The 26,639-nt window shown below is 28.9% G+C and carries 26 protein-coding genes; 2 read left to right on the forward strand and 24 right to left on the reverse strand.

The genetic code is table 11. The features are described 5' to 3' along the window. Position 1 precedes the first annotated feature (1 nt). From mutL to miaB, 3 genes are read right to left on the reverse strand one after another with little or no spacing between them, the layout of a single operon-like run. A complete protein-coding gene (gene mutL, locus KQI41_RS09355; protein WP_216585164.1) occupies positions 2-1,831 on the reverse strand; it encodes a DNA mismatch repair endonuclease MutL in 1,830 nt (609 codons plus the stop codon). Further along, positions 1,824-4,445 (reverse strand): DNA mismatch repair protein MutS, encoded by a 2,622-nt coding sequence (gene mutS, locus KQI41_RS09360; RefSeq protein WP_216585165.1) that lies wholly within the window; start codon positions 4,443-4,445, stop codon positions 1,824-1,826. Before mutS ends, mutL begins: the two co-directional genes overlap by 8 nt. A 27-nt stretch (positions 4,446-4,472) precedes the next feature. After that, positions 4,473-5,927, reverse strand: coding sequence for a tRNA (N6-isopentenyl adenosine(37)-C2)-methylthiotransferase MiaB (gene miaB, locus KQI41_RS09365; protein ID WP_154438030.1), 1,455 nt, complete (start codon positions 5,925-5,927; stop codon positions 4,473-4,475). Between the two features lie 340 nt (positions 5,928-6,267). On the opposite strand from miaB, the gene KQI41_RS09370 reads away from it, so the two are divergent. Beyond that, a complete protein-coding gene (locus tag KQI41_RS09370; RefSeq protein WP_216585166.1) occupies positions 6,268-6,474 on the forward strand; it encodes a hypothetical protein in 207 nt (68 codons plus the stop codon). A gap of 138 nt (positions 6,475-6,612) precedes the next feature. Beyond that, positions 6,613-7,929, forward strand: a complete 1,317-nt coding sequence (locus tag KQI41_RS09375; protein WP_216585167.1) for a pyridoxal phosphate-dependent aminotransferase — start codon at positions 6,613-6,615, stop codon at positions 7,927-7,929. Between the two features lie 35 nt (positions 7,930-7,964). On the opposite strand, the gene KQI41_RS09380 is transcribed toward KQI41_RS09375, so the two are convergent. The 21 genes from KQI41_RS09380 to KQI41_RS09480 all read right to left on the reverse strand — a co-directional run bounded on the left by KQI41_RS09380 (position 7,965) and on the right by KQI41_RS09480 (position 26,573). Next, positions 7,965-8,561, reverse strand: a complete 597-nt coding sequence (locus tag KQI41_RS09380) for a MerR family transcriptional regulator (RefSeq protein WP_216585168.1) — start codon at positions 8,559-8,561, stop codon at positions 7,965-7,967. Positions 8,562-8,786: 225 nt separating this feature from the next. Then, complete coding sequence (locus tag KQI41_RS09385) at positions 8,787-9,785, reverse strand: M42 family metallopeptidase (RefSeq protein ID WP_216585169.1); 999 nt, start codon at positions 9,783-9,785, stop codon at positions 8,787-8,789. Continuing rightward, positions 9,785-10,804: a M42 family metallopeptidase gene (locus KQI41_RS09390; protein ID WP_154438020.1), complete on the reverse strand. Its 1,020-nt coding sequence runs from the start codon at positions 10,802-10,804 to the stop codon at positions 9,785-9,787. Before KQI41_RS09390 ends, KQI41_RS09385 begins: the two co-directional genes overlap by 1 nt. Further along, positions 10,795-11,850 carry a M42 family metallopeptidase gene (locus tag KQI41_RS09395; RefSeq protein ID WP_216585170.1) on the reverse strand — a complete coding sequence of 352 codons (1,056 nt, stop codon included), beginning with the start codon at positions 11,848-11,850 and terminating at the stop codon, positions 10,795-10,797. Before KQI41_RS09395 ends, KQI41_RS09390 begins: the two co-directional genes overlap by 10 nt. A gap of 34 nt (positions 11,851-11,884) precedes the next feature. Further along, on the reverse strand, positions 11,885-12,661 hold the full coding sequence (locus tag KQI41_RS09400) for a CheR family methyltransferase (protein ID WP_154438016.1): 777 nt from the start codon (positions 12,659-12,661) through the stop codon (positions 11,885-11,887). Between the two features lie 87 nt (positions 12,662-12,748). Then, a complete protein-coding gene (locus KQI41_RS09405) occupies positions 12,749-14,716 on the reverse strand; it encodes a bifunctional 4-hydroxy-3-methylbut-2-enyl diphosphate reductase/30S ribosomal protein S1 (protein WP_216585171.1) in 1,968 nt (655 codons plus the stop codon). Continuing rightward, positions 14,697-15,311: a lysophospholipid acyltransferase family protein gene (locus KQI41_RS09410; RefSeq protein ID WP_216585172.1), complete on the reverse strand. Its 615-nt coding sequence runs from the start codon at positions 15,309-15,311 to the stop codon at positions 14,697-14,699. The genes KQI41_RS09405 and KQI41_RS09410 overlap by 20 nt, the downstream gene beginning before the upstream one ends. A gap of 3 nt (positions 15,312-15,314) precedes the next feature. Next, positions 15,315-15,974, reverse strand: a complete 660-nt coding sequence (gene cmk, locus KQI41_RS09415; RefSeq protein WP_244971098.1) for a (d)CMP kinase — start codon at positions 15,972-15,974, stop codon at positions 15,315-15,317. A gap of 48 nt (positions 15,975-16,022) precedes the next feature. Next, the gene (gene aroH / locus KQI41_RS09420) at positions 16,023-16,394 is read right to left on the reverse strand and encodes a chorismate mutase (RefSeq protein ID WP_342366213.1); all 372 of its coding nucleotides are present in this window, start codon (positions 16,392-16,394) and stop codon (positions 16,023-16,025) included. A gap of 73 nt (positions 16,395-16,467) precedes the next feature. Further along, positions 16,468-17,694: a BaiN/RdsA family NAD(P)/FAD-dependent oxidoreductase gene (locus KQI41_RS09425; RefSeq protein ID WP_216585174.1), complete on the reverse strand. Its 1,227-nt coding sequence runs from the start codon at positions 17,692-17,694 to the stop codon at positions 16,468-16,470. Further along, entirely contained in the window at positions 17,695-18,309 is a 615-nt protein-coding gene (locus KQI41_RS09430) for a histidine phosphatase family protein (protein ID WP_216585175.1), read from the reverse strand. 133 nt (positions 18,310-18,442) lie between these two features. Beyond that, positions 18,443-19,321 (reverse strand): MurR/RpiR family transcriptional regulator, encoded by an 879-nt coding sequence (locus tag KQI41_RS09435; RefSeq protein ID WP_216585176.1) that lies wholly within the window; start codon positions 19,319-19,321, stop codon positions 18,443-18,445. Beyond that, the gene (locus KQI41_RS09440) at positions 19,305-19,868 is read right to left on the reverse strand and encodes a 2-oxoacid:acceptor oxidoreductase family protein (RefSeq protein ID WP_154438002.1); all 564 of its coding nucleotides are present in this window, start codon (positions 19,866-19,868) and stop codon (positions 19,305-19,307) included. The genes KQI41_RS09435 and KQI41_RS09440 overlap by 17 nt, the downstream gene beginning before the upstream one ends. A gap of 1 nt (position 19,869) precedes the next feature. After that, positions 19,870-20,691 (reverse strand): 2-oxoacid:ferredoxin oxidoreductase subunit beta, encoded by an 822-nt coding sequence (locus KQI41_RS09445; RefSeq protein ID WP_154438000.1) that lies wholly within the window; start codon positions 20,689-20,691, stop codon positions 19,870-19,872. Position 20,692: 1 nt separating this feature from the next. Beyond that, positions 20,693-21,829: a 2-oxoacid:acceptor oxidoreductase subunit alpha gene (locus KQI41_RS09450; protein WP_154437998.1), complete on the reverse strand. Its 1,137-nt coding sequence runs from the start codon at positions 21,827-21,829 to the stop codon at positions 20,693-20,695. A 1-nt stretch (position 21,830) separates the two neighbouring features. Then, on the reverse strand, positions 21,831-22,031 hold the full coding sequence (locus tag KQI41_RS09455; RefSeq protein WP_244971099.1) for a 4Fe-4S binding protein: 201 nt from the start codon (positions 22,029-22,031) through the stop codon (positions 21,831-21,833). Positions 22,032-22,301: 270 nt separating this feature from the next. Beyond that, entirely contained in the window at positions 22,302-23,702 is a 1,401-nt protein-coding gene (locus KQI41_RS09460) for an oxaloacetate decarboxylase subunit alpha (protein WP_216585178.1), read from the reverse strand. Position 23,703: 1 nt separating this feature from the next. Further along, positions 23,704-24,288 carry a tRNA 5-(aminomethyl)-2-thiouridylate-methyltransferase MnmM gene (mnmM, locus tag KQI41_RS09465; RefSeq protein ID WP_216585179.1) on the reverse strand — a complete coding sequence of 195 codons (585 nt, stop codon included), beginning with the start codon at positions 24,286-24,288 and terminating at the stop codon, positions 23,704-23,706. Then, positions 24,275-24,682, reverse strand: coding sequence for a GNAT family N-acetyltransferase (locus KQI41_RS09470; protein WP_216585180.1), 408 nt, complete (start codon positions 24,680-24,682; stop codon positions 24,275-24,277). The genes mnmM and KQI41_RS09470 overlap by 14 nt, the downstream gene beginning before the upstream one ends. Positions 24,683-24,695: 13 nt before the next feature. Then, positions 24,696-25,403: a pseudouridine synthase gene (locus tag KQI41_RS09475; protein WP_216585181.1), complete on the reverse strand. Its 708-nt coding sequence runs from the start codon at positions 25,401-25,403 to the stop codon at positions 24,696-24,698. A 69-nt stretch (positions 25,404-25,472) separates the two neighbouring features. After that, entirely contained in the window at positions 25,473-26,573 is a 1,101-nt protein-coding gene (locus KQI41_RS09480; protein WP_216585182.1) for a D-alanyl-D-alanine carboxypeptidase family protein, read from the reverse strand. Positions 26,574-26,639: the final 66 nt, after the last annotated feature.

A 26,639-nucleotide genomic window follows, 5' to 3' on the forward strand; every position in this document is an offset into this window, starting at 1 on the left:
TCTAAACAATCCTTAAAAATGACTTTTCTATATCTCTTTTAGTCATTTCTAAAACAGTAGGTCTTCCATGAGGGCAACTATGTGGGCTATCACATAGTTTTAGTTGTTGTATCAAAGCATAAATTTCAATCTTTCCCATATGATCACCACCTTTAACTGCTTTAGTACAGGCTATTTTCATTATTTTTTCTAATTTAGCATCATAATTACTTTTAACACTATCAATATTATCAAGTATTTCATAAAATAAATCTTTAATTCTAGGTATTCCAAATACAAGAGGAATAGCTCTTATAGCTATACTATTATTTCCAAATTCTTCAACATCGAAACCTAAATCTTTAAATATATTTATATTCTCCATTAGCTTTATTTTTTCCATATTGGTTAATTCTATAATCTCTGGTGCCAAAAGATTTTGAGTAACTATACTTTCTGTACGAAATTCTTTTAGATATTTTTCATACATAATTCTCTCATGAGCAGCATGCTGATCTATAAAATATAAACTTTGATTTAATTCATCTTCTCCAAGTATATAAGTATTAAAAATTATACCCATAGGTCTAATTCTAGAAAGTACGTTCCTAATATTCTTGGTTTTTTCATCGTATATATCTTCTTCACATATAAATTCTTCTTTTATCATTTTACTTTCTTCAAATAAATCGGTTTCTATAATCTTAGGCTCATCTTTTTCTTTATATAGTATTGTATCAGTAAAATCCCTAACTATTATGTCCTTATGAATGTCCATATCATTATCTGTCACCAACAAAGGTGTGAATTCTTGTTGTTTATCTTTTATACTATTAATTTTGAAATCCATACTAGGTATAGATAAAGATGGATATAGTACTTCCTTTATACCTTTATTCATTACTTCCATTACTTGAGTCTCATTAGCAAATTTAATTTCTTGTTTTGTTGGGTGAATATTTACATCTATATTACTAGGATCTAAATCAAGAAATATAATAAAGCAGGGAAATCTATTTAATGGAATAGTAGATTTATAGTGGTTCTCAATAACACTAGATAGACTTTTATCAACTACATATCTTCCATTAATATATATATATTGATGACTCCTATTGCTCCTATATAATTTATTATTAGATATATATCCATATACATGAACTCCATTTTCTTCAAAATTAATTTCAGTAAGATTTTTAGAGAAATCCTTTCCTAATATACTATAAATATGAGATTTCATATTATTATTTTTTGAAGTGTTTAAGATAATTTTATTATCTTTTATAAATTTAAATGAAGTTTTGAGACTTCCTAACGCTACCTTATATACTATATCAGAGACTTGATTAGACTCCGTTAAGTCGGATTTTAAAAAGTCCTTTCTAACTGGTATATTGTAAAATAGATCCCTTACTATCATAGTAGTACCTTTTGGACACCCAATTGACTCCTGTGATAAAATTTTACCTTCTTCAATTAAGGCATTAACTCCTCCCAAAGCATCTTTTGTTTTCGTCATAACCTCTACTCTAGAAACATGAGATATACTGGCTAAGGCTTCTCCTCTGAAGCCTAAAGACTTAATTTTATATAAGTCTTCAGCTTTAGATAATTTAGAAGTTGAATGTCTCATAAACGCTAGGCTTAAATCATCACCATCAATACCATCTCCATTATCAGTAACCCTAATATAACTCTTACCACCATCTTTTATTTCTATAGTTATACTATCTGCACCAGCATCTAAAGAGTTCTCAACCAATTCTTTCACTATAGATGATGGCCTTTCTATAACCTCTCCAGCTGCTATTTTTTGTATAGTGATATTATCTAAAATCCTGATTTTACTCATTATTATCTCTCCTTAGATTTTTAGCACCTTCTTTTAAACTGTAAAGAATATTTAATGCTTCTTTAGGTGTCATATTGTCTATATCTAAGTTTAAAATCTTATCTACATAGTAATCTTTTTTATAATCTATTAAATTCAATTGTTTTGGTTCTTCTTTTACTTTGCTATTTATATTAATCTGATGATTTCCTTCAATAAGGGATAGTATTTCATTTGCTCTATTAATCACTGATTCATCTATACCTGCTAGTTTTGCAACTTCTATTCCATAAGATTTATTTGTACTTCCTTCAACGATTTTTCTCAAGAATACAATTTGATCCCCACTTTCTTCAGCAACAATAGTTAAGTTTTTTATATTATTATTTCCATTCTGTAATTGAGTTAGCTCATGATAATGAGTAGCAAATAGTGTTTTAGCTTTTATATTTGTGGTAATATGCTCTACAATTGCCCAAGCTATGCTTAAACCATCATAGGTACTAGTACCTCTTCCTACCTCATCTAAAATAATCAAACTATCTTTAGTAGCTGATTTTATGATATTGGATACTTCATTCATTTCCACCATAAAAGTACTCTCACCTTGAGAAAGGTTATCTTGTGCACCTATTCTAGTAAATATTCTATCAACTATAGATATATTTGCCTTACTTGCCGGTACAAAGGAACCTATATGAGCTAATAAAGTTATAATAGCCACTTGTCTCATATAAGTAGATTTACCAGCCATATTGGGTCCAGTAATAATTTGAACCATCCTGTCCTTTGTATTCAAATAAGTATCATTTGGTATAAATAAATTGTTTTGAATATTATTTTCTACAACAGGATGCCTTCCTTCTATAATTTCAATGACTCCTTTTGTATTAAGACTAGGTTTTACAAAATTTAATTTATATGCTACTTGTGCAAAAGCATTTAATACATCAAGCTGGGATATTATTTTACTTGTAGTTTGAATTCTATCTATATGTTTTTTTATTTCATCTCTTATTCTTGTAAATATTTCATACTCTAATATTAAAGATTTTTCTTCTGAACCTAGTATCTTATCTTCCATATTTTTTAATTCTTCAGTATAATATCTTTCTGAATTAGCCAATGTCTGTTTCCTAATAAAATAATCTGGAACTAATGATATATTAGATTTAGTTACTTCTAAATAGTATCCGTAAACCCTATTGAATCCAATCTTTAAATTTCTAATACCTGTTTTTTCTTTTTCTCTAGCCTCCAATGTACTAAGCCATTCTTTTCCTTTTAAACAAGCCTCTTTAACTTGGTCTAAATCTTTATCATAACCTTCTTTTATAATTCCTCCATCTTTCAAAGTTATAGGAGGATTTTCACTTATGGATTTGCATAATAATGAGTAAATATCATCAAGACTATCTAAATTTATACTCATATTGACTAACTCAAGGTTTTGTAAATTCTTTAATAGTTTCTTTATATCTGGTAAGACAGAAATAGAATTTCTTAAAGATAATAAGTCTCTTGCGTTACAGTTACCATTAGAAATTTTACTAGCTAGTCTTTCAATATCATAAATTTGTTTTAGATATGTTTTTATATCATCCATAATTACAATATTATTTAAAAAGTATTCTACAACATTATTTCTTTTTTCAATTTCTTTAATATTAATTAACGGTTGTTCCAGCCATTTTTTTAAAAGTCTTCCACCCATGGAAGTTGAAGTTTTATCTAATAGACCAATTAATGCTCCTTTTCTATCTCTTTTTATAATAGTTTCATGTATCTCTAAGTTGGCCCTAGTATTTATGTCTAAAACCATATAATTATTCGGCTTATAATAAGACAAGTTATTGATATGTTCTAAGGATGATTTCTGTGTCTTATATAAATAGTCTATAAGCTTACTAGTAGCAATAATAGAGTATATTTTGTTGTTGATTTCCAATTCATCTAATGATTTTCCATTAAAATGTTCTGTTACTAAAGATGCTAGATTATCTTTCTCTATATCGGATTCTTTATAAGAATTTATATAAGGGTTAATAGTCCCTTCTAAAATCTTTAAAAGCTTTGTATTATTATTGATTTTATCATTACATATAATTTCTGATGGAAGTATTTTCCCAAGTTCATCTATTAAAAATATATTGTTTTCACTTAATTCCCCTAAAAATTCAGTTGTATACATTTCTCCTGTAGAATTATCGACATATGAAATTCCTACACCTGAATCATCTAAATATATAGATACTAGATAATTATTAGTTTTTTCATCTAGTACTGTTTGATCTGTTATAGTACCAGGGGTAACAACTCTTATTACATCCCGCTGTACAATACCTTTAGCAAACTTAGGATCCTCTACTTGTTCACATATAGCAACTTTATATCCTTTTTCTACTAATCTAGATATATAGGTTTCAGAAACATGATGGGGTATTCCACACATTGGTGCCTTCTCAGCCATACCACAATCTCTTTGTGTTAAGGTAATTTCTAATTCCTTTGAAGCTTTCAGTGCATCTTCAAAGAACATTTCATAAAAATCTCCTAATCTAAAAAATAGAATACAATCATCATATTGTTTTTTTATACTTAGATATTGTTTCATCATCGGTGTTAAATTTTCCAAATTATTTCTCCTCCTAACAGAGAAGTATTAGATTAATTCTCCTTCTAATGTAAATGTTTTAACATTTTCTATTTTAACATTAACAATGGAACCTATAAGACTTTTATCGCCTTTAAAATGTATAAGTTTATTTGTTCTTGATCTTCCTGTTAAAACATCAGGATTATTCTTGCTCACTTCTTCTACTAATACTTCTAAGGTCTCTCCTACTAATTTTTGATTTAGTTCTAATGCAATTTCGTTTAATGTGTTTGTTAACTTTTGAAATCTATCATGCTTAATTTTATCATCTATTTGATTTTCCATATTGGCTGCCTTAGTACCTTCTCTAATGGAATATAAGAAAGTAAAAGCCGAATCATATTTTACTTCTTTTACTAATTCAAGTGTTTGATTGAAGTCATCATCTGATTCACCAGGAAACCCTACTATTATATCTGTAGTAATTGATATGTTTGGAACTGCCTTTTTTAGTTTATTAATAGTTCCTAAATAATCTTCTTTAGAATATTTCCTATTCATCTCTTTTAAAATCCTATTACTACCTGATTGCACAGGTAAATGTAAGTGTTCACATAGTTTATCTAAAGTAGCATAACATTCTATTAGATCCTCTGATAAATCCTTTGGATGTGATGTCATAAATCTTATTCTTTCTATTCCATCTATTTTATTTATATCCTTCAATAAATCTGTAAAGCTATAATTTGTTCTTAAAGACTTTCCATAAGAATTTACATTTTGACCTAGTAAAGTTATCTCTTTACATCCACTCTTTGCTAAATCTTGAATTTCTTTAATTATGTTTTCAGGTTCTCTGCTCATTTCTCTACCGCGAGTATAAGGCACTATACAATAAGTACAAAAATTATTGCAACCATACATAATATTCACAAATGCTTTATATGAATATTTTCTATTTGAATTTATATTCTCAACTATTTCTCTTCCATCTTCAAATATATCTACAACTGTCTCATTATTCTGTATATTATTATTTATTAATTGAGGTAGTTTGTGGATATTATGAGTACCGAATATTATATCAACATGTTTATGTTTAGATAATATAACATTTCTCACGTCTTCTCTCTGCATCATACATCCGCATACTGCAATCATCAAATCTGGCTTTTGTCTTTTTAATTGTTTCAATGCTCCCAAGTTGCCATATACTTTTAATTCTGCATTTTCTCTTACTAAACAAGTATTATATATTATAAAATCAGCTTCATTTATATCTTCAGTTTCAACATAATCCATATTTCCTAAAATCCAAGAAATCTTCTCAGAATCATGCTCATTCATTTGACAACCATAGGTTTTAGTTATAAAAGTTCTTTTCCTACCATGTACACGTTCAAATTCCTGATTCATAGTTTTAATTTTGTCTGCATAGTTTAAAAAGTTTTCTTGATCATATTTATATTCATTATCATATATTTCCAAAATATCATTACTATCATTAATGTTATTTTTCATTTGTGCAACCTCCAAAATTTTATAAGTACTTTATATTATATCAAATTTATATAATTATAAAAAGACTAGGCTATGACTAAAGCCTAGTCTTTTTATAATTATAGTTTAATAGCCATATTGATTACACATAATAGTATATCAATTATTGAAGTAATATCAAAGTATTTTATCTTATTTATATTATATTTTTTCACCTAATCTATTTAAAATTTTATTTAATATTACCTTTATTTAAAAATAACTTCATAACATATTAATAGTACTTTTGCACTATATCTATATATTTGCATTTTGGCTATAATTATTTGGATTTTAATTATTTATATTTGGAGGTGTTCTTATGTTTTTATCTGTTGTATTTATTATAGTTGGTATATTTGCAGTAATTTGTACTATATTTAAACCATCATTTTATTGGAAAAGTCGTAAAGCAATAAGACTTAGAAGATTAATAGGTGATAAGGCTACTACAATATTATATATATTTATTGGTATACTGATAATATTTCTTGGAGTTGCTAACCTAACGGGAATGATTACATTATAAAACCACGTAAATATAAATAAGTTTTTAAATTTAAGATTATTAAGGTGAAATAATCTTAAATTAGTGTATAATAAAGATATGTAGCTAATTAAAGTTATTGGCACAATCTTCTATAAATCAAAAGAGGGGGAGACTGTAATGAGTAAACCAATATTATCAGCACATTTTGAATCAAGAACACCTTCAGATGTTCGTTTAGCTCAAATGAAATATGATGAGCGTCCAGTAAAACCGGAAGCAGTAATAAACGTGGGAATAGGAAATGTATCTTTACCAACAAATCCAGCTATGCAAAAAAGGATGTTTGAACTTAATGCACCGGAAAGTCCATTTGCAAATGGAATAATTAGATATTCAGGGACAGCAGGTACTATTGAAGCACAAAATGCTTTTAAAAACATTTTAGAAAGTGAAGGTTTTGATACAAGTAACCTTCATGTTCAAATAACAGATGGTGGTTCATCTGGTATGGAGTTATTAATTTTAGGGGTTTGTGGTCCAGCTGGAACTGAGGAAAAACCTCTTATGATGATTGACCCTGCTTATACAAACTATATTTCATTTGCAGAAAGATTAGGACGTAAAACTGTAACTATTAAACGTCATATGGGTGAAGATGGTAAATTCAATTTACCCGACATGGCCGAAGTTGAAGAAATGATAAAAGCAAATAATCCAGGAGCACTTTTAGTTATACCTTATGATAATCCAACAGGTCAATATTATACCTATGACATTTTAAAAAACCTTGCAAAGCTATGTGTTAAATATAATATGTGGATGGTAAGTGACGAAGCTTATCGTGAATTATATTATGATGACAATGAAAAACTTGTAAGTATTTGGGGATTAACAGATACAGATGTTCCAGGAATTGAAGGAAGAAGAATTAGTATTGAAACAGCTTCAAAAGTATGGAATGCTTGTGGATTAAGAATAGGTGCAGTGATTACAGATAATGCAGATTTTAATAACCGTTCAATTGCAGAATATACAGCAAATCTGTGTGCAAATGTAATTGGTCAATATATCTTTGGAGCCTTAGCACATGAAAGTAAAGAAAATATACTTGGATGGTGCAAAAAGCAAAGAGATTACTATAAAGACCAAATAATAAAAGTTTATAATGGACTTAAAGAACAAGAACCAAAACTGATCGTATCAAGTCCAGATGCATCAATTTATTCAGTAATTGATGTAAGAAATGTAGTAAAACCAGGATTTGATTCAATTGAATTTGTTCTATACTGTGCAGGAGAAGGTTCTGCTGTAATAGATGGAGTAGAAACTACCCTTCTTGTTGCACCAATGAAGGGATTCTATGATGTTAAAAATGATAAAGACAATCCAGGTAAAACTCAATTTAGAATTTCTTTTGTAGAATCACCTGAAAATATGGCTAAAATACCTGAGCTTTTTGTTAAGCTTTTAAAACAATATGAAGCACAAAGATAATATAATACAAAGGTCTGCTAAAATTAGTAGACCTTTTATTTTTTCATAAATATTCGCTTGAAAAATCCTATTTGTTTTTCCTCTATTTCTTTTAATTTATTTTTTAGTTCAATGTTTTCAAAATCCTTTTCCTTAACCTGCATTTTTAATTTTGCATTTTCACATATTAATACATCTCTTTCCTTTGAATTCAACTCATTCCTAAGCATGGCTACTTCATTTTTTAATTCTTCTATTACTTTGATATTTTTTTCAGATCCTTCATTGATATGGCTAAATAATTTTTCGAAAAACTCTTCTTCTAAAGTCATACTTATTTCTTTAGCTAATTGATATGTATCAAAGTACATATTATCACTAGTTGATACTATTCCAGCTTCTTCTTGATTGCTCATAATAACTTCTGGAGATTGTATAATTAGCTTTATTTGTTTATTGGTAAAACCTTTTTCCTGTAGAGTTTTTATATATTGTATCAACTCAATCTCTTTATATGTAAAATATCTGTGATTTGAATTATTTCTAGGAACGTCAATTTCAAATTCTTTTTCATAGTATCTTAGAACGTGCGGAGCATATCCAGTAATTTCAGATACTTCAGATATAGTGTATTCGTGATTTAAATCCAACATAGTATATTCCCCTTCCAAATCCAGTCTACTATTATATAGTTCTCCATATAATAGTAAAATCCTCTATTTTAAGGAAAAAATTTTCATACAATTTACATTATAATAATACAAAATATACTATATTATTACATAAATAGTCAAACTATAATAATTTTATACATTATATTAGTTATAAATAAAAAATCCAGTTTCTATTCTAAACTGGATTTTTCTATTTATATAAATCTAGATTTCTAGTTTATCTTCCAAAAATTCTACTAAAAGTTTAGTACAGTTAATTATATCATTTTTAGAAGCCATTTCTACAGTAGAATGTACATATCTAGTTGGTATAGAGATTACACCTGATGGAACCCCTTCTTTATTCAAATGAATAGCACCTGAGTCTGTACCACCAAACTCTAATACTTCCATTTGATAAGGTATATTATTATCTTTAGCTAATTTAACAAGTAAACTCTTTACATTTGGATGACAAATTATAGAATTGTCTTTTACTTTTATTGCAGCACCTTTATTTAATCCAATAGCAAATCTCTTTGCCTTAGGAGTGTCACCATGAGACGTCACATCTAGAGCCATACCAACATCGGGGTTAATCCTATATGCAGCAGTCTTAGCTCCCCTAAGTCCTACTTCTTCTTGCACTGAAAATACAAAATATAAATCATTAACTGGATTTTTTATAGATTTTAAAGCCTCAATTGCTACAAAGCATCCTACTCTATCATCTAAATAAGGAGTGAATACTACATTTTCATTTTCTACATAGTCTGATTTATATATGCAAATGTCACCTATACTTATTTTTTTCTCAGCTTCTTCTTTACTAAATGCTCCAATATCTATATACATATTTTCTAATTTTAATTTAGATATATCATCAACAGGTTCAGCATAGATAATTCCAATAGTTCCATTTTCAAAAATGACATTTTGACTTAAAGAAATTATAGGAGATATTCCACCAACATTTGTAAATCTTAAAAATCCTTTTTCATCTATATCAATTACCATAAGTCCTATTTGATCCATATGAGCAGAGATCATAACTTTTTTTCCAGTACCTTTCTTTCTAGCAATTAGATTTCCTAGAGCATCTACTTCTATCTCATCTACAAAATCTTTAATTTCATTTGTAATATAATCTCTTATTAAATCTTCATTACTTGCTGGTCCATATACGCTAACTATGTCCTTTAATAGGTTAAAGTTTATATTCATTATAATTCCTCCCTTTTAAATTCAGATAAAATAGCCTTTAGTAAATCATAAGTATGATTGTAATCGTCTTTACTCATTACTGATGTTGGTGAATGTATATATCTGCAAGGTACAGAAATAGTAGTGGTTACTGAACCTTCTTTAGTAGTATGGATTCTTCCAGAATCATTTCCGCCCATAGAAGTTTTTCTATACTGATATGGAATATTATTCTTTTGAGCAATGCTAGTAATCTTTTCTCTAAATTTACGATCAAATACTGTAGTTCTATCTATTAGAGATATGGCAGGACCTTTATTTAGGTAAGTAGGTATTAAATGTGTATCAAGTTTTGGCATATCATAACATAATGTTCCTTCCAATACCAATGAAATATCTGGATCAACTTCATAAGCCGCAGGACCAGCTCCTATTAAACCTACCTCTTCCATTACAGTAAATACACCATAGAAGCTTACATCTGTCACTTCTTTAATTAAGTTAATTAAAATTGAACATCCCACTCTATTATCGAGGGCCTTTGCCTTAACTAAATTATCTCCAAATTCAATATAATCTGATTTGAAAATTACATAGTCACCTATTTGAACTAACTTTTCAGCTTCCTCTTTAGATTTAGCACCTATATCTATATATAATTCATCTATACCAAGAGCTCTAGTCCATTCCTGTCTTTTTTGTAAATGAATCGGTTTTGCCCCTATTACCCCATCAATTTTTTCTTTTCCAACTAAAACAGGCTTTGATACTAAAATTCTTTTATCAACTCCACCTACTGTAGTGAATTTAAGTAATCCTAATTTATCAATATCTGTAACTAATAATCCTACCTCGTCCATATGGGCTGTTATCATTAATTTTTTATTAGTATCTTTACCTTTTTTATATGCAATAATATTACCTATTCTATCTATTTTAAAAGAATCCACATGATCTTTTATTTCAGCTATTATCAAATCTCTAACTTCTTTTTCATTTCCAGATACTCCTGAAGCCTCTGTTAATTGTTTTAATAGCATAATAATCCCTCCAAATTCTCATTAGAAATAGAAGCAATAAAGAATGCCAACAATTTAGCACTATGCTTTATATCAACCATATCAACTACCTCTACTGATGTGTGCATATATCTCAATGGTATAGATAATACTAAAGAAGGAATACCTTCTTTTGTCATTATCATTGCTCTAGCATCTGTTCCAGTTAAACCTGGAGTAATTTCCATCTGGAAAGGAATATTATATTCAGCAGCTACCTCTGTAAGTTTTTTTCTAAGTCCTGGGTGAATGTTTCCTCCTAAAGTAATTCCAGGTCCTTTTCCCAATTCCAAAGAATCAGACTTAGATAGTTCTGGAGTTGCTCCAAATCCAACATCAACAGCTATACCAATATCAGGATTAATTCCAAAAGTACTGACTATAGCTCCTGCCATTCCTACTTCCTCTTGAACTGTAGACACAAAATATACATCAGCTTCATGTTTCATTTTATTTAGCTCTTTCATAGTTTCATAAATAACAGCTACTCCTGCTCTGTCATCTAATGCTTTTGCTGTTACTCTACTACCTTGAAGATTTGTTAAAGACCTTCTAATTGTTATAGTATCTCCTATGTTTATAAGACTATGGACTTTTTCCTTTGAGTAACCAATATCTATAATCATATCTTCCATTTTTATGGCCTTATCATGTTCAGATGCTTCTTGTAAATGAGGTGGCTTAGAACCTATAACGCCAAATAAATCCTCTTTACCATGTACTATAACTTCTTGACCTAATATAGTTCTAGAATCAATCCCACCTATATTAGTAAACCTAATGAAACCATTTTCTTCAATATCCTTTACCATTAGACCTATTTCGTCTATATGGGCAGCAAGCATTATTCTAATATTATCTGAGTTTGATACTCCCTTCTTAAAGGCTATAATATTTCCTAGCTTGTCTACTTTAATATCATTAGTATACCTGTTAAATGCTGATTTTATTGCATCTTGTAAATTATGCTCATACCCTGAAACACCATTACCATTACATAGTAACTCTAAAAGTACTTTTGTATCCAAATTTATACCTCCTCATTTTATAAATTTAAAAGAATTAAACTATCTTTTCATAGAAAAAAGTTTTAGCTGCCTTTAATTTATGTTTTTCAGGCATAATTATTTGTTCGGTACTTCCTACGAATAATATTCCTTTATCATTTAGCGAATTATAAAACTTTGAATATAAGAGTTCTTTTGCTTCTTCAGTAAAATAAATCATCACATTTCTACAGGTTATTAAATCAATATTTGTAGGAAACCGATCCTTAAGTAAGTCCATTTTCTTATACTCAACACATTTTTTTATTTCGTCTGAAATTTTATAGGATCCTTCAATTCTAGTGAAGTATTTTTCCTTAAATCCTTTAGGTAAGTTGGCCAATGACTTTTCACTATAAAGTCCTACTTTAGCTTTATTCATAGCTTCTTCATCTATATCTGTTGCCAAGACTTTAATATCTTTTAAAGGGAAAAAATTGGATAACATCATAACTAGAGAATAGGGTTCTTCTCCTGTAGAACAGGCAGAACTCCAAATCTTTAATCCTCTTTTATTATTATCTATTAAAGCAGGAATAATGTTATTTTCTAAAACTGTCCACTGAGAAGGATTACGGTAAAATTCAGATACATTGATTGTTAAATAGTTTATAAATTGCTCTAAAAGAAGTTTATCTTCTTTTAATCCAAGAAAATAATCATCAAAATCTTTAAAGTTATTTCTTGTTAAAAGAGATGATATTCTTCTTTTCATTTGCTTTTCTTTATAATAATCCAAATCAATATTAATCAATCTATTTACATCTTTTTTAAATATTTCATATTTATCCATATCTATCCTCCATGAAATTATTTAAACAAAAATACAATATAGGGCTTCAATGTATTTCTGTACATCAAAACCCTTAATTATCCAATATTAGTTTTTATCTATCATATCCCCAATTGTTATTTCTGGTTCTTCATTTATTACATTACTTACTGATTCTTCAGATTCAGTTGATTCTAAAGCTTCTTTTATGCTTAAACCTATTTTCTTTTCTTCTGTATCTATATCAATAACCTTTACATTAATTTTCTGTCCAACTTTTAATACATCAGATGGCTTATTTATATGATCTTTAGATATCTGAGAAACATGTAACAAGCCGTCTACGCCTTCATTTAATCTAACAAAAGCACCAAAGTCCAGTAAATTTACTACAGTTCCTTCAACAATATCCCCTACATTTACATTTTTAGAGAATAAAGACCATGGCTCCTCAACAGTTTGCTTTAATCCTAAAGAGATTCTATTTTTATCTTTGTCAAGAGCTAATACTTTAACTAAAACTTTCTGTCCTTCTTTAACTACATTTGAAGGATGTTTAACTCTATTCCATGATAAATCCGAGATATGAATCAACCCATCAACTCCACCTAAATCAACAAATGCACCAAAGTCAGTAAGTCTTTGTACTACGCCTTCTATTACTTGATCTAGTTCTATATTCGCCCATAATTCTTTTTTCTTATTGTTTAATTCTTCTTTCTCTACTTCTTTCCTTGATAATATAATTCTTCTTTTCTCTTTATCGAAATCAATGATTTTGGATATTAAGGCTTTACCTTTATATACATTTAAATCACTTACAAAATTAGTAGAAACCTGAGATGCTGGCATAAATCCATTTACTCCATTTACAAGTACAGAAAGACCACCTTTGATGTTATTTAATACCTTACATTCAACTCTTTCTTTATTGTTAAATATTGCTTCAATTTCATCCCAATTTTTGAAATCATTAGCTCTTTTTGCAGAAAGCACAACATTTCCTTCACCATCATCTAGTTTAACTACAAAAACATTTATTTCATCTCCAACTTTATATAAATCCTTAGGTTTTACCTCCGGATCATTAGATAATTCTTCTCTAGTAACTATACCATCTGATCTATAGTTTATATTAACCATAACTTCGTTATTAGTAACATAAATTACTTCTCCTTTTAATACATCTCCTCTACGAATTTTTGTAAAAGAACTTTCGATTGCCTCCATCATTTCATTGTTGTTGATATTGTCCATTGTTTCAACTACCTCCTTAATTATCCAATCAGGTGTAGAAGCACCTGCTGTTATTCCTATTTTATTAAATTTTGATAGTGTTTGTAAAGGTAATTCTTTTGAAGTTTCTATATGATATACATTTTTACAATATTTTTTACTAACTTCCACTAATTTTTTTGTATTTGAACTATGATACCCACCTATTATTATCATTGCATCAACCTGTGATGATAATTTTTTACATGATTCTTGTCTTAAATTTGTTGCATTGCAAATTGTATTAAATATTTTAACTTCATTACCTTTTTCTTTAATAATTTCACATAAAGTTTCAAACTTTTCTTGTGTATTTGTAGTTTGGGAAACTACGCATATTTTATCCATCATAGGTAACTTTTCTGCATCTTCTAAAGAACTTACAATAAATGCCTTATTATTACACCAACCATTTATACCTATTATTTCAGGATGATTTGAATCCCCAATTATTATTATATTATATCCTTGATTTTCATATTCTTCAACCCTCTTATGTACAGATTTTACATAAGGACAAGTACTATCAACAATCTCTAAGTCTTTTTGGTTAATTTCATTAATAATATTTTTACTTACTCCATGGGATCTTATAATTACTTTGCTATTGTTAATTTCTTTTATATCATCAACTGTTTTTAATCCTGACTTCTCAAACCTTTCTACAGCTTGTTGATTATGAATTAAGGGTCCAAGAGAATAGATGTTTTTATTAGCATTTATCAATTCGGTATTTGTCATATCTACAGCTCTTTTTACACCAAAACAAAAACCAGCATTATCAGCTATGATTATCTCCAATTTTGCCTTCCTCCTTATATTTATTTGAATATATTGACTGCAAAATTTCCTGACTTAATAGACGATATTCATCTGTACTTAGTTTTCCATTATAATATTTTGAAAAATCAATAGGTTTGCCAAAATAGACTTTTATTTTGCTAAAAATTCTATAATCTCCCTCAATATAAACTGGTAAAACCATAGAATGTGCTTTTATACTTATTAAGGAGATTCCTGGTTTAGCATTTTTTAAATTGAATTCTTTAACTCGAGTACCTTCTGGAAATATGCCCAATACCCCTTCCTTTTTTAAAACCTTTAAAGAATTTTTAATGGCTGATAAATCAGATTCTTCCCTATCTACAGGAAATGCACCTAGATTTTTAAACAAATATGATAATATCTTATTTTCAAATATTTGTTTTTTTGCCATCCAGAAAATCTGTCTTGGAAACACTATGGATAAAATGATTGGATCAAAATTATGTATATGATTTGAACATAATACTAATTTGCCATCAGTAGGGATATTTTCTTTTCCATGGACTTCTATTCTATATATTAGCCTAAATACTAATCCTGCTGCCGCTTTTACTACTGTATAAAAGCTCATATCTTACCTCCTATTGATTATAGAGATCATTTCTTCTATACATTCATCTATGGTTTTATTAGTAGTATCTATTTTATATGAATCCCTACTCTGTGTTAAAGGAGCAATTTCCCTAGTACTATCTATTTTATCTCTATTTTCTATTTCTCTCTTTATATCTTCATATGATATGTTATTTTCACCTTTTTCAATAAGCTCTTTATGTCTTCTATTGGCTCTTTCTTCAACACTTGCAGTTATAAAGAACTTAAAATCTGCATTGGGAAGAACTACTGTAGTTATATCCCTACCATCCATAATCACTGATTTAGTTTTAGCTAATTCCTGCTGAATTCTTACCATTCCTTCTCTAACTTCTTTAATTTTAGCAATGTAAGAAACATTTTGACTTATAATATTTTCTCTTATTTCCTTATCTACTTGAATGTTGTCTAGATAAATATGATTATCTTTAAAATCAATTGAAGTACTATTCATAGTATTCACAACATCCTCAACAGACATCGGATCTAATCCTAATTTTAATATTTTAAGAGTTAAAGCTCTATACATTGCACCTGTATCTATATATTCAAAAGATAACATCTCTGCCATTTTCTTTGCAACTGTACTTTTACCTGCACCTGCTGGACCATCTATGGCCACTGTAATATTTTTATTCATTATAACTGTCATCCTTTCACTACAAAATAATAACCACCTTTGGGTGGCTTAAGGATTGTTTAATAAATCAGGTCTTAAAACTTTTGCATCCCGCAAATAAATATGTTTAACATCTTTTTGAGATATATCGGAATTATATATAATCATTACTCTGATACATTTTCTGAGACTTCCTTCTACATTCATTTCATTAAAACACATCAGTCCAGCATAAATATAGCCTAAATCTCTGGCTGCCTTGGCAGGATATACTTTATCCAAATCATTTGTACAAGAAAATACTATACTAATGACCTTTTCCCTATCCAAATTATTTTGTTTTTCTATTTCAGTTAATAATTCCTTAGTACCATCTAATATACTTTCTATTGAATTTTCCTGTACTGTAATAGCACCTCGAATAGATATAGTCTTTATAATATCACTTCCTTAATTATTATATATTAAATCCTCCTTGTAGACAAGCAATTTTAGTTTTATTGCATTCTATTTTCTATACATTCATTCCAGCTAAATAGCCTGTAGAATAAGCAATTTGTAAATTATACCCTCCTGTTAAAGCATCTACATCAATAACTTCTCCTGCAAAGTATAATCCTTCTATTAATTTCGACTCCATAGTAGATGGATTTATTTCTTTAGTAGATACTCCACCTGATGTAATTATAGCTTCTTCTATTGGTCTAAAAGACTTAAATGTAAAAGTAAGCCCTTTTATATTATTTAATAATCTTATTCTTTCTTCTTTTGTAACTTGATTTACTGTTTTTTCTGGGTCAATATCTGATAAAAATATTATAATTGGTATCAGTCTTTGAGGCAATAAATCATCTAAGGCATTTCGTATATATTTGTTATTGTATATCTGAAAATCACGTAATATTCTTTCATCTAATGTTTTTTCATCTAAAGCTGGTTTTAAATCTATTTGTAAGTTAATTTTTCCATTAGTATAATTATGCAAATAATTACTCATGGATAAGACAATAGGACCCGAAATACCATAATGGGTAAAAACCATTTCCCCAAACTCATTATATAAAGGTTTATTCTTTGTATATGCTGATATATTTACATTTTTAAGAGATAAACCTTGTAAGTCCTTTACCCAATCTTCATTGACTTCAATAGGAACTAAAGATGGTTTTAATTCAGTAATGTTATGTCCTAGTCTTTTTGAAAGCTTATATCCATCTCCTGTTGATCCAGTTCCTGGATAAGATGCTCCACCTGTAGCAATTATTAATTTATCAAAAACCATTTTATCTTCATTTGCTATTACAACAAACTTAGAATCATCATAATAAATTGATGTTATATTTGTATTTAAAATTAGATTAACATTATTAGAATTTAGGAACTTCTGTAAAGTCTTTATTACATCAGAGGACTTGTCACTTTCTGGAAATACCCTATTCCCTCTTTCCACCTTTGTTTTTAATCCATAACTGTGGAGTAAATCTAATATATCTATATTGCTAAAGCTATAAAAACTACTATATAAGAAATTTTTATTTTTCATTACATTATCAAAAAAATCTTCAATTGGAGAATTATTAGTAATATTACATCTACCTTTTCCTGTAATAAAAAGCTTCTTACCTATTCTTTCATTTTTTTCAATTAAAGTAACGTCTTTTCCCCTAGATCCTGCTATTCCTGCTGCAATTATTCCTGCTGGGCCTGCCCCTATGATTCCTATTTTCTCTTTTTCATCCATTTATCTTATCTCCTTTAAATGTGAAGTATCATTTAATAATGTTAATACATTGTTATAATCTCTACATTCTATGATACTAAGAGATACATTATTTAACGAAATATTTTTATAATATGACATTTCCATACCCAATAATCCTAGAAGAATAACCTTTAACATGGCTCCATGTGATACAATTGCAATATTTTTATTTTGATTTTCTTTAATTATATTATTTATATATTTCATACCTCTATTCTTTAAATCCTCTAGAGTTTCTACCCCATCCATATTTAATTTATCTGGTTCTTTATTCCATGTGAGATACTCATCTTTATATTTATCTAATAATTCTTCTGTATTTAAACCTTCCCATGGTCCAAAATTTATTTCCCTAATGGCATCACTTGATATCAAAGGCTTATTTATTTCATTGGATATAATTTTTGCTGTATCATAAGCTCTTTTTAAATCACTAGTATATATTATATCTATCTTTTCATTAATTAATCTATTTCCCATATATAGAGCTTGTTTTTCCCCAAGTTCTGTTAATATAGTATTTTTTTGTCCTTGTATTTTATTTAATTTATTCCATTCAGATTGTCCATGTCTGATTAAAAATATTTTTATCAATTATATCACCTCTATGTTTTTTTGCTTATATTTATATTATAACAAATTTAATTTATAAACAAATATATCATTTATGATAAGATTTATTTTGATAGTATGGAAACAAATAAAAACGATATATAGAATATCGTTTTTATTTGTTGTTTTCTTTATCATTTATATTGTATACATTAAATTTGTTCCATATACTTTCTAAATCCTCAAATGACGATTTAATATCATCCTTTCTCTCCATTGCAATAGATACTATTAAAGCATTTATTAAGCTCATTGGAGCAACTAATGAGTCAACAAGCGACAGCATATCGCTACCAGCAATTAAGGCAATATCTGAGTATTTCGAAGCAGGAGAAATTAAACTGTCTGTTATACTTATAATTTTACATCCCTTATCTTTACAAAACTCCAATGCTTCAAGAGTCCTCTTAGAATATCTAGGATAACTAATGCCGATAATAACATCTTTGGAATCTGCTTTTAGTAACTGTTCAAATACATCATTAGGCCCAGAAGCAATTACTGTAACTCTTTTAATTAGGAAATTAAGATAAAAACCTAAATATCCTGATAAAAATGAGGATGATCTTAATCCAAGGATATAAACATTTTCTGCATTCAATATTAAATCTATAGCCTCTTGAAATGCACCATATTCCATTTCATGTATGGTTTTACCTATATTCTCTATATCCTTTTCCATAACTGCTTTTAATGCGTTCTCTTTACTTGAGTATTTATTTACCATTGTAAGTCTTTGAACAGTAGTAAGTTTGTTTTTCACTAGTTCCTGAAGTTCTTTCTGAAGTTCTCTATACCCATTATATCCTAATGTATTAGCAAATCGTACAACTGTAGACTCACTTACATTAACAGTTTCTCCAAGAGATGCAGCGGTCATAAAAGCAGCTTTATCATAATTATTTATAATGAACTCTGCTATGAGTCTTTGACCTTTACTCAGGTTATTAAAGCTATTTTGAATATTCTTTAGAAGATCAACATACTTCTCCATAGCAATCTTCCTTATGTTCCCTTATTAGATTAAATCCTTCTTCTAAGGCTTTTTTATTAAGTTCCTCTGTTCCCCTTGGTACTCTCCCAAGTACAGCTCTTTCAAGAGAATCTTTTGATACTATTTTAGTCAACTCATATATGCTTCCTAAGGCTATTATATTAGCCACCATTGGCTTACCTAGCTTATCTATAGCAGTTTCTAATATAGGAACTCTATATATTTTAATATCGTCTCTTTCTGGCAATTTTTCTATAGATTTATCTACTATTAATATTCCACCTGATTTTAATGAGTTTATATATTTATCACAGGCAACTTGTGTTAAAGTAAGCATTATATCACATTCATTAACTTTTGGATAATTTATTTTTTCCTTACTTATTATTACTTCTGCTTTACTTGCCCCACCTCTAGCTTCAGGGCCATAAGATTGAGATTGAACTACGTTCATGCCATCATACAAAGCTGCTTCCGCCAATATAATTCCTGCCAGTATAAGTCCTTGACCTCCTGAACCAGTTAATCTTAATTCTTGACGTATCATATTATCGCTCCTTTTGAAAAGATTCAATTATTTTTTGATATTCTTCTGTGTATTCCGCCCTATTATTTTTATATAATTCTCCAACAACAAATTTGCCTAATCTCTGTTCTTCAGTTAATTTATCATATGCGGCAATATTTATAGCATTTTCCTTTAAATAAGTCATCATATCCACAGCTTCGCCTTTTTTATTTTTTCTACCATAATAAGTAGGGCAAATTGTAATTGCTTCTACAAAAGAAAATCCTTTATTTTTTATTCCCTCTTCTACTTGTTTGATTAACATATTTGCAGTAAATATAGTACCTCTGCTTACATAAGTAGCACCTGCTGCTTTAGCAAGTTCACATAGGTCAAAATTCATATCAATATTTCCATAAGGCGCAGTAGTTCCTTTATCTCCAGTAGGAGTCGTAGGAGAATATTGCCCTCCTGTCATTCCATAAGTATTATTGTTGAATACAACAGTTGTTATATCTATATTTCTTCTAGCAGCATGAATTAAATGATTTCCGCCTATGGCAGAGCAATCTCCGTCTCCTGTTATAACTATTACTGTTAGTTCTGGCTTTGCAAGTTTAATTCCAGTAGCAAAAGCAAGAGCTCTACCATGAGTGGTATGTATAGTATTAAAATCCAAATATCCTGATGCTCTAGAAGAACATCCTATTCCAGATACTACACATACATTATCTTTATCTAATCCTAAATTATCAATTGCCTTAACTATCGCTCTTGTAACTATACCATTACCACAGCCTGGACACCATATATGTGGTAAATTTTCCGTTCTAAAATATTCATTAACTAGTTGACTAGGCATATTAACCCTCCTTAACAAAAGAAATAATCTCTTCTGGAGTTATTAGTTCTCCATTTAGACGTCCGTATTTCTCTACTTTAGTAAACTTACCAGCTATTCTATCAACTTCTAAGAAATATTGTCCCATATTCATCTCTACAACTACTATACGTTTTACTTTCTTTGCTAATTCAAGTAATTCTTTTTCGGCAAGAGGCCAAATAGTTATAGGTCTAAATAGTCCTGCTTTTATACCAGATTCTCTCAAAGTATCTACAGCTGACTTAGCGGAACGTGATGTAGCACCAAAAGCTACTATGGCAATATCTGCATCATCAGTAAGATATTCATTTACTTCAACTATATCATCTTTGTTATCTTCTATTTTATCTATTAATCTATTAATTAATGTTTCTGCCACTTTTTCATTTCCAGATGGGAATCCTGATTCACTATGTACTAACCCCGTTACATGGAATCTATATCCTTCACCAAATCCAGCCATTTCTGGAACTAAATCACCTTCTTTAACTTCATAAGGCTTATAGTTTTCTGGTGAACAAGTTGGTTTTTTTCTATTATAAATTTCTACTTTATTATCATTAGATAGTTCAATTTTCTCTCTCATATGAGCAATTACTTCATCCATTAAGAGAATAACTGGAGTTCTATACTTTTCTGCTAAATTAAAAGCTCTAATAGTAGTATTATATATTTCTTTAACTGACCAAGGATATAAGACAATAATGGAATGATCTCCATGTGTTCCCCATCTTGCTTGCATAATCTCGCCTTGAGCTGGCGCAGTAGGTAGACCTGTACTTGGTCCTCCTCTTTGTACGTTAACTATTACACAAGGAGTTTCAGTTATAACTGCATATCCTAAGCCTTCTTGCTTTAAAGAAAATCCTGGACCACTAGTGGCCGTCATAGCTTTTTCTCCAGCGATTGCAGCACCTATAGTAGCAGAAATTCCAGCTATCTCATCTTCCATTTGAATAAATCTACCACCTACTTGCGGTAGTTTTTCTGCAGATAGTTCTGCAATTTCAGTAGAGGGGGTAATAGGGTATCCTGCATAAAATCTCATACCAGCAGCTATAGCACCTTCTACACAAGCCTCATTTCCCTGCATTAATTTGATTATTTTATCAGCCATATTACTTACCTCCCAAATAAATAGCAAAATCAGGACATCTAAGTTCACACTGTCCACATTGTATACATGCTTCTAAATCTTTAATATTAACCTTGCCATCTTTTATCTCGAGTACATTTTTCGGACAAAATGCAACACATATTCCACAACCCTTACACCATTTTTTGTCTACTGTGAGAGTCTTATCAGTTTTGGTTGGCAATTCTATTTCCCCCTTATACATTATTTGTTAATATAATAATATCAAAATAAAATATTCATTGCAAGATTTATTTCATTTTTATAACAATTAATATTTTTTTGCAAGTTTCACTTCATATTGATAATATTTATAACAATCTATAATAAAAAATATTTCTAAAGAATTATTAATTTTCTTCATCAAAAAATACCTCCAAGTAGATAATCTATTAAAAATTAATTAAACTATCTACTTTGGAAGTATCCTATGAATAAGCTTACTTTTTATTTTTTATATTGGATGAGTTTTATACTCTTCATTTAATAAATCATTTTCTATTTTATACTTTTCTGCCTGTCTTTGCTTAAAAAATTCTATAGCAATCTGTGGGAATAAGGCATAAGTTAATATATCTTCATCTTGTTCAATATATTGTTTTATTTCATCTTTAAATTGATTTAATTGCGGTTCCATTAAATCGGCAGGCCTCCCTGTAAATACTTCCTCATCTCCTATGATTTTCTTTCTAATTTCTTCAGAAATAGGTAGAGTAGATTTTCCATATAAACCTTTTACATAGTTTTTAGCTTCTGTTGGAACCATTTTATATCTTTCTCCAAGTATAACATTAAATACTGCTTGAGTTCCTACCATTTGACTCATTGGAGTTACTAAAGGAGGATAACCAAAATCTTCTCTTACTCTAGGTACCTCTTGTAATACTTCATCAAATTTATCTTCTTTTCCTTGAGTTTTTAATTGAGATACTAAATTTGAAAGCATTCCACCTGGTACTTGATATATTAATGTATTTACATCTACGTTTAATACCTTAGTATTAAGGAGACCTTCCTCTAAATATCTATCTCTAAGTTTTTTAAAGTATTCTGAAACCTCTAGTAATAACTCCATATTAATATCCTTTGGATAATATGGTGAACCTTCTAAAGATGCAATCATTGGCTCAGTAGCTGGTTGAGAAGTTCCGTTTCCAAGTGGAGATATTGCTGTGTCTATTATATCTGCTCCTGCCTCTATAGCCTTCATATATGTTTGATTTGCTAATCCACTAGTAAAATGTGAGTGAATTTCTATAGGAACTTTAACACTCTTTTTCATTTCTCTAACTAAATTTTCAGCTACATATGGCAGTAAAATACCTGACATATCTTTAATACATATTGAATCAACACCCATTTTTTCCATATCTTTAGCTAATTCTACATAATATTCGATATTGTGTATAGGACTAGTAGTATATGAAATAGCAGCCTGTGCATGTCCGCCATATTTTTTTGTAGCTTCTATAGACGTCTTTATATTTCTCAAATCATTTAACGCGTCAAAAACTCTAATAATATCTATACCATTTTCTATAGATTTTTTAACAAATTCCTCTACAACATCATCAGGATAATGTCTGTAGCCTAAAAGATTTTGTCCCCTTAACAGCATTTGAAGCTTAGTATTTTTAAAAGCCTTTCTTAAAGCCCTTAATCTTTCCCAAGGGTCTTCATTTAAAAATCTTAAACAGGAATCAAAAGTAGCTCCTCCCCATACTTCAAGTGCATAAAACCCAACATTATCAAGTTTTTCTGCTATAGGAAGCATATCCTCCAGTCTCATTCTTGTTGCTATTAAAGACTGATGAGCATCTCTTAAAATTGTATCTGTAATTTTTACACCTGCCATTTTACTCCCTCCTAGTTTTGGATTTCTCTACGCCATATAAAATAGGCGGATGATTTATTTGATTAATAAAATCATATTTTATTACATTGAATTGTTTCTGGTTTAAAGTTTTTAAAAATTCTTCTACTTCTTCTTTTTCCTCTAAACCACCTTCATGCCCAACATAACAAGTAATCAATATTATACCACTATCATTTAGTATATTTATTGCTTTTTGCAAAGATTTAAGAGTAGTATCCTTATTAGTCTTTATACTTTTATTACCCTTTGGTAGATACCCTAAATTATAAATAATAAAATCAACTTTTTCTTTAATATATAAATCAATATTTTCATGACCGTCATGTATTAATCTTACATCATTGTCTATGTTTTCACAAGCTAAATTTTCTTTTGTTATTTCTAAAGCTGTTTTTTGAATATCAAAACCATATACTATTCCAGTTTTTCCTACTAATTTTGCTAATAATATAGTGTCATTTCCATTGCCTACAGTGCAGTCTACTACAACTTGTCCATCTTTTACGCAATTTAAAATTATATCTTTAGCTATTTTTAAAGTATTTACTATTTCATTGTACTTCATTACATCCTCCGCAACTATTACATCCTTTACTGAAGAAATCAGGTATATTTAACTCCAATTCATCATTATTATTTACAGAAAAACCTTTTTTAAGAAAATAGGTTTCCTTAGATTTGAAATAAATCCTATGAACTCCTTGGCTGTAAAGATAATTAAGTATTGATCTCAGAAGTGCATCCCCTAAGTTTTGTCCCCTTTTATCATCAATAATTACTAAATATTTTAATATCCATTTATTCTCTTCTTTTTCTGCCTTTATTACTCCAAATAATTCTTCATTCTCTAGCCCTACATATACAATATCTTTTAAACATAAGTCTGTGATATTTTCCTTAGTTAGAATTTCTTGTATTTTATGTTTTTCCTCTTCTAAACATTTTCTTAATGATAACATATTTCCTCCACTACTATATTCCTCTTAAATATTTAACTTCCTCATCATTTAAATATCTCCAATTTCCAATATCTAAACCACCTAGTTCAATTTCCCCTATGGAAACTCTTTTAAGTTTTTTAACAGGGTGATTTATTGCTTCACACATTTTTTTTACTTGCCTATTTCTACCTTCATGGATTACAATCTCAAGAATAGATTCAGTCTCATATCTTTTGGCTATTTTAATATATGCTTTAGATGTTTTTTTTCCATCTATTATTAATCCACGTCTAAATTTTTCTAGTTCCATTTTGTTAGGAACTCCTTCTACTATTGCTATATATTTTTTCATTATTTCATTACTTGGATGAGTAAGTTTATATGCCATATCTCCATCATTTGTCAATAATAGTAATCCAGTAGTATCAGCATCTAATCTTCCTACTGGATAGATTCTCTCCTTAACTCCATCTATTAAATCTGTAACTATTTTTCTGTCCTTTTCATCTTTTAAAGTAGTTACAAATCCTATGGGTTTATTTAACATAATATAAACTTTATTTTTTTCTTCCTTTATTTTTTTATCGTTTACCTTAACTACGTCTTTACTAGGATCTATTGTAGTTCCTAATTCTGTAATTATTTTATTATTTACCATTACCTTACCTTCTATTATTAATTGTTCTGCTTTTCTTCTTGAGCTTATTCCACATAATGCAATATATTTCTGCAGTCTCATTTCAATACCCCTCTCACCATCTTGTACTACTATATTACCTTTTTTCCATTAAAAAGTAAAATCAAATATTTATTTGAATTTAAACTTATTAATTATACTTTCAAATTTATTGATTCTTTTTATAGTGGATTTTGCTATTAAACTACCTTCGTGTATTAATTTCCCATCAAGATAAGTATAAATATAACCTATTTTATCTCCCTTTTCTATAGGTGCTTCTATAGTATCAGGTACGTCAATACTAAGTTTTATATTTTCTCTTTCTCCCTCTTTAAAAGGATAAAACAAACTGTTTTCAGTTACTAAGTTGAGATATTCCTTATTTCCATTTAAAACATAAATTTTTTTAATGAATTGATTGCTATCATATACAAATTGTCTGTTATAATTATTGAATCCATAATCTAATAGTTTATAATTATCATTAAACCAATTACTTGCATTTAGAGATACAGCTATAAGATGCATACCATTTCTCGTGGCAGATGAAACTAAACACCTACCTGATCTCATGGTATATCCAGTTTTTACTCCATCCCCCCCATTATATTCCCAAAGAGTTTTATTCTTATTGTAAAAATAATTGTTCTCCTCCCTATCTGCAGTATAGGATTTAGACTTTACTATATTACCAAATTCTTCATAAGAAAATGCTTCTTTTGTTATTAATGCCAAATCATATGCTGTGGAATAATGTGAATCATCATGTAAACCATGTGGGTTAGCAAAATTAGTATTTACTGCTCCTATGGATTGTGCTTTTTTATTCATTAAAGATACAAATCCTTCTAAAGAACCTCCAATATAATTAGCAATTGCCACAGATGAATCATTGCCTGATCTTAACATTAGACCATAAAGCATGTCTTTTAATGAAAGAACTTCCCCTTCTCTTAAATATATACTGGATCCTTCTACTCCAATACATTCGCCTTTAGCTGCTATTTTATCGTCTAGCTTTCCATTTTCTAAGGCAACTAAAGCAGTCATTATCTTTGTAGTACTTGCCATGGGCATCTTTTTATGTGCATTTCTTTCATATAAAACTCTTCCTGTTTCAGCATCTATTAAAATATATGATTCTCCACTTAAATTTAGGTCCTCACCATAGGCTATATTCCAGCTTAAAATAATCATTACAATTATAATAAGATATATTCTTTTCTTCATATAATACCCTCCTTAAATATAAATAATTTAAAAGAAGCAAGATATTCATCCTGCTCCTATGGAAAA

It is taken from the genome of Tissierella pigra (genome assembly GCF_018917845.1).
Classification (GTDB): domain Bacteria; phylum Bacillota; class Clostridia; order Tissierellales; family Tissierellaceae; genus Tissierella; species Tissierella pigra.

What these genes read in the sequence shown, in the direction of transcription:
- mutL (WP_216585164.1), bottom strand. Translation starts at nt 1,831, where the DNA reads ATGAGTAAAATCAGGATTTTAGATAATATCACTATACAAAAAATAGCA.
- miaB (WP_154438030.1), bottom strand. Translation starts at nt 5,927, where the DNA reads ATGAAAAATAACATTAATGATAGTAATGATATTTTGGAAATATATGAT.
- KQI41_RS09370 (WP_216585166.1), top strand. Translation starts at nt 6,268, where the DNA reads ATGTTTTTATCTGTTGTATTTATTATAGTTGGTATATTTGCAGTAATT.
- KQI41_RS09375 (WP_216585167.1), top strand. Translation starts at nt 6,613, where the DNA reads ATGAGTAAACCAATATTATCAGCACATTTTGAATCAAGAACACCTTCA.
- KQI41_RS09380 (WP_216585168.1), bottom strand. Translation starts at nt 8,561, where the DNA reads ATGTTGGATTTAAATCACGAATACACTATATCTGAAGTATCTGAAATT.
- KQI41_RS09385 (WP_216585169.1), bottom strand. Translation starts at nt 9,785, where the DNA reads ATGAATATAAACTTTAACCTATTAAAGGACATAGTTAGCGTATATGGA.
- KQI41_RS09390 (WP_154438020.1), bottom strand. Translation starts at nt 10,804, where the DNA reads ATGCTATTAAAACAATTAACAGAGGCTTCAGGAGTATCTGGAAATGAA.
- KQI41_RS09400 (WP_154438016.1), bottom strand. Translation starts at nt 12,661, where the DNA reads ATGGATAAATATGAAATATTTAAAAAAGATGTAAATAGATTGATTAAT.
- KQI41_RS09410 (WP_216585172.1), bottom strand. Translation starts at nt 15,311, where the DNA reads ATGAGCTTTTATACAGTAGTAAAAGCGGCAGCAGGATTAGTATTTAGG.
- cmk (WP_244971098.1), bottom strand. Translation starts at nt 15,974, where the DNA reads ATGAATAAAAATATTACAGTGGCCATAGATGGTCCAGCAGGTGCAGGT.
- KQI41_RS09425 (WP_216585174.1), bottom strand. Translation starts at nt 17,694, where the DNA reads ATGGATGAAAAAGAGAAAATAGGAATCATAGGGGCAGGCCCAGCAGGA.
- KQI41_RS09435 (WP_216585176.1), bottom strand. Translation starts at nt 19,321, where the DNA reads ATGGAGAAGTATGTTGATCTTCTAAAGAATATTCAAAATAGCTTTAAT.
- KQI41_RS09440 (WP_154438002.1), bottom strand. Translation starts at nt 19,868, where the DNA reads ATGATACGTCAAGAATTAAGATTAACTGGTTCAGGAGGTCAAGGACTT.
- KQI41_RS09445 (WP_154438000.1), bottom strand. Translation starts at nt 20,691, where the DNA reads ATGCCTAGTCAACTAGTTAATGAATATTTTAGAACGGAAAATTTACCA.
- KQI41_RS09450 (WP_154437998.1), bottom strand. Translation starts at nt 21,829, where the DNA reads ATGGCTGATAAAATAATCAAATTAATGCAGGGAAATGAGGCTTGTGTA.
- KQI41_RS09460 (WP_216585178.1), bottom strand. Translation starts at nt 23,702, where the DNA reads ATGGCAGGTGTAAAAATTACAGATACAATTTTAAGAGATGCTCATCAG.
- mnmM (WP_216585179.1), bottom strand. Translation starts at nt 24,288, where the DNA reads ATGAAGTACAATGAAATAGTAAATACTTTAAAAATAGCTAAAGATATA.
- KQI41_RS09470 (WP_216585180.1), bottom strand. Translation starts at nt 24,682, where the DNA reads ATGTTATCATTAAGAAAATGTTTAGAAGAGGAAAAACATAAAATACAA.
- KQI41_RS09475 (WP_216585181.1), bottom strand. Translation starts at nt 25,403, where the DNA reads ATGAGACTGCAGAAATATATTGCATTATGTGGAATAAGCTCAAGAAGA.
- KQI41_RS09480 (WP_216585182.1), bottom strand. Translation starts at nt 26,573, where the DNA reads ATGAAGAAAAGAATATATCTTATTATAATTGTAATGATTATTTTAAGC.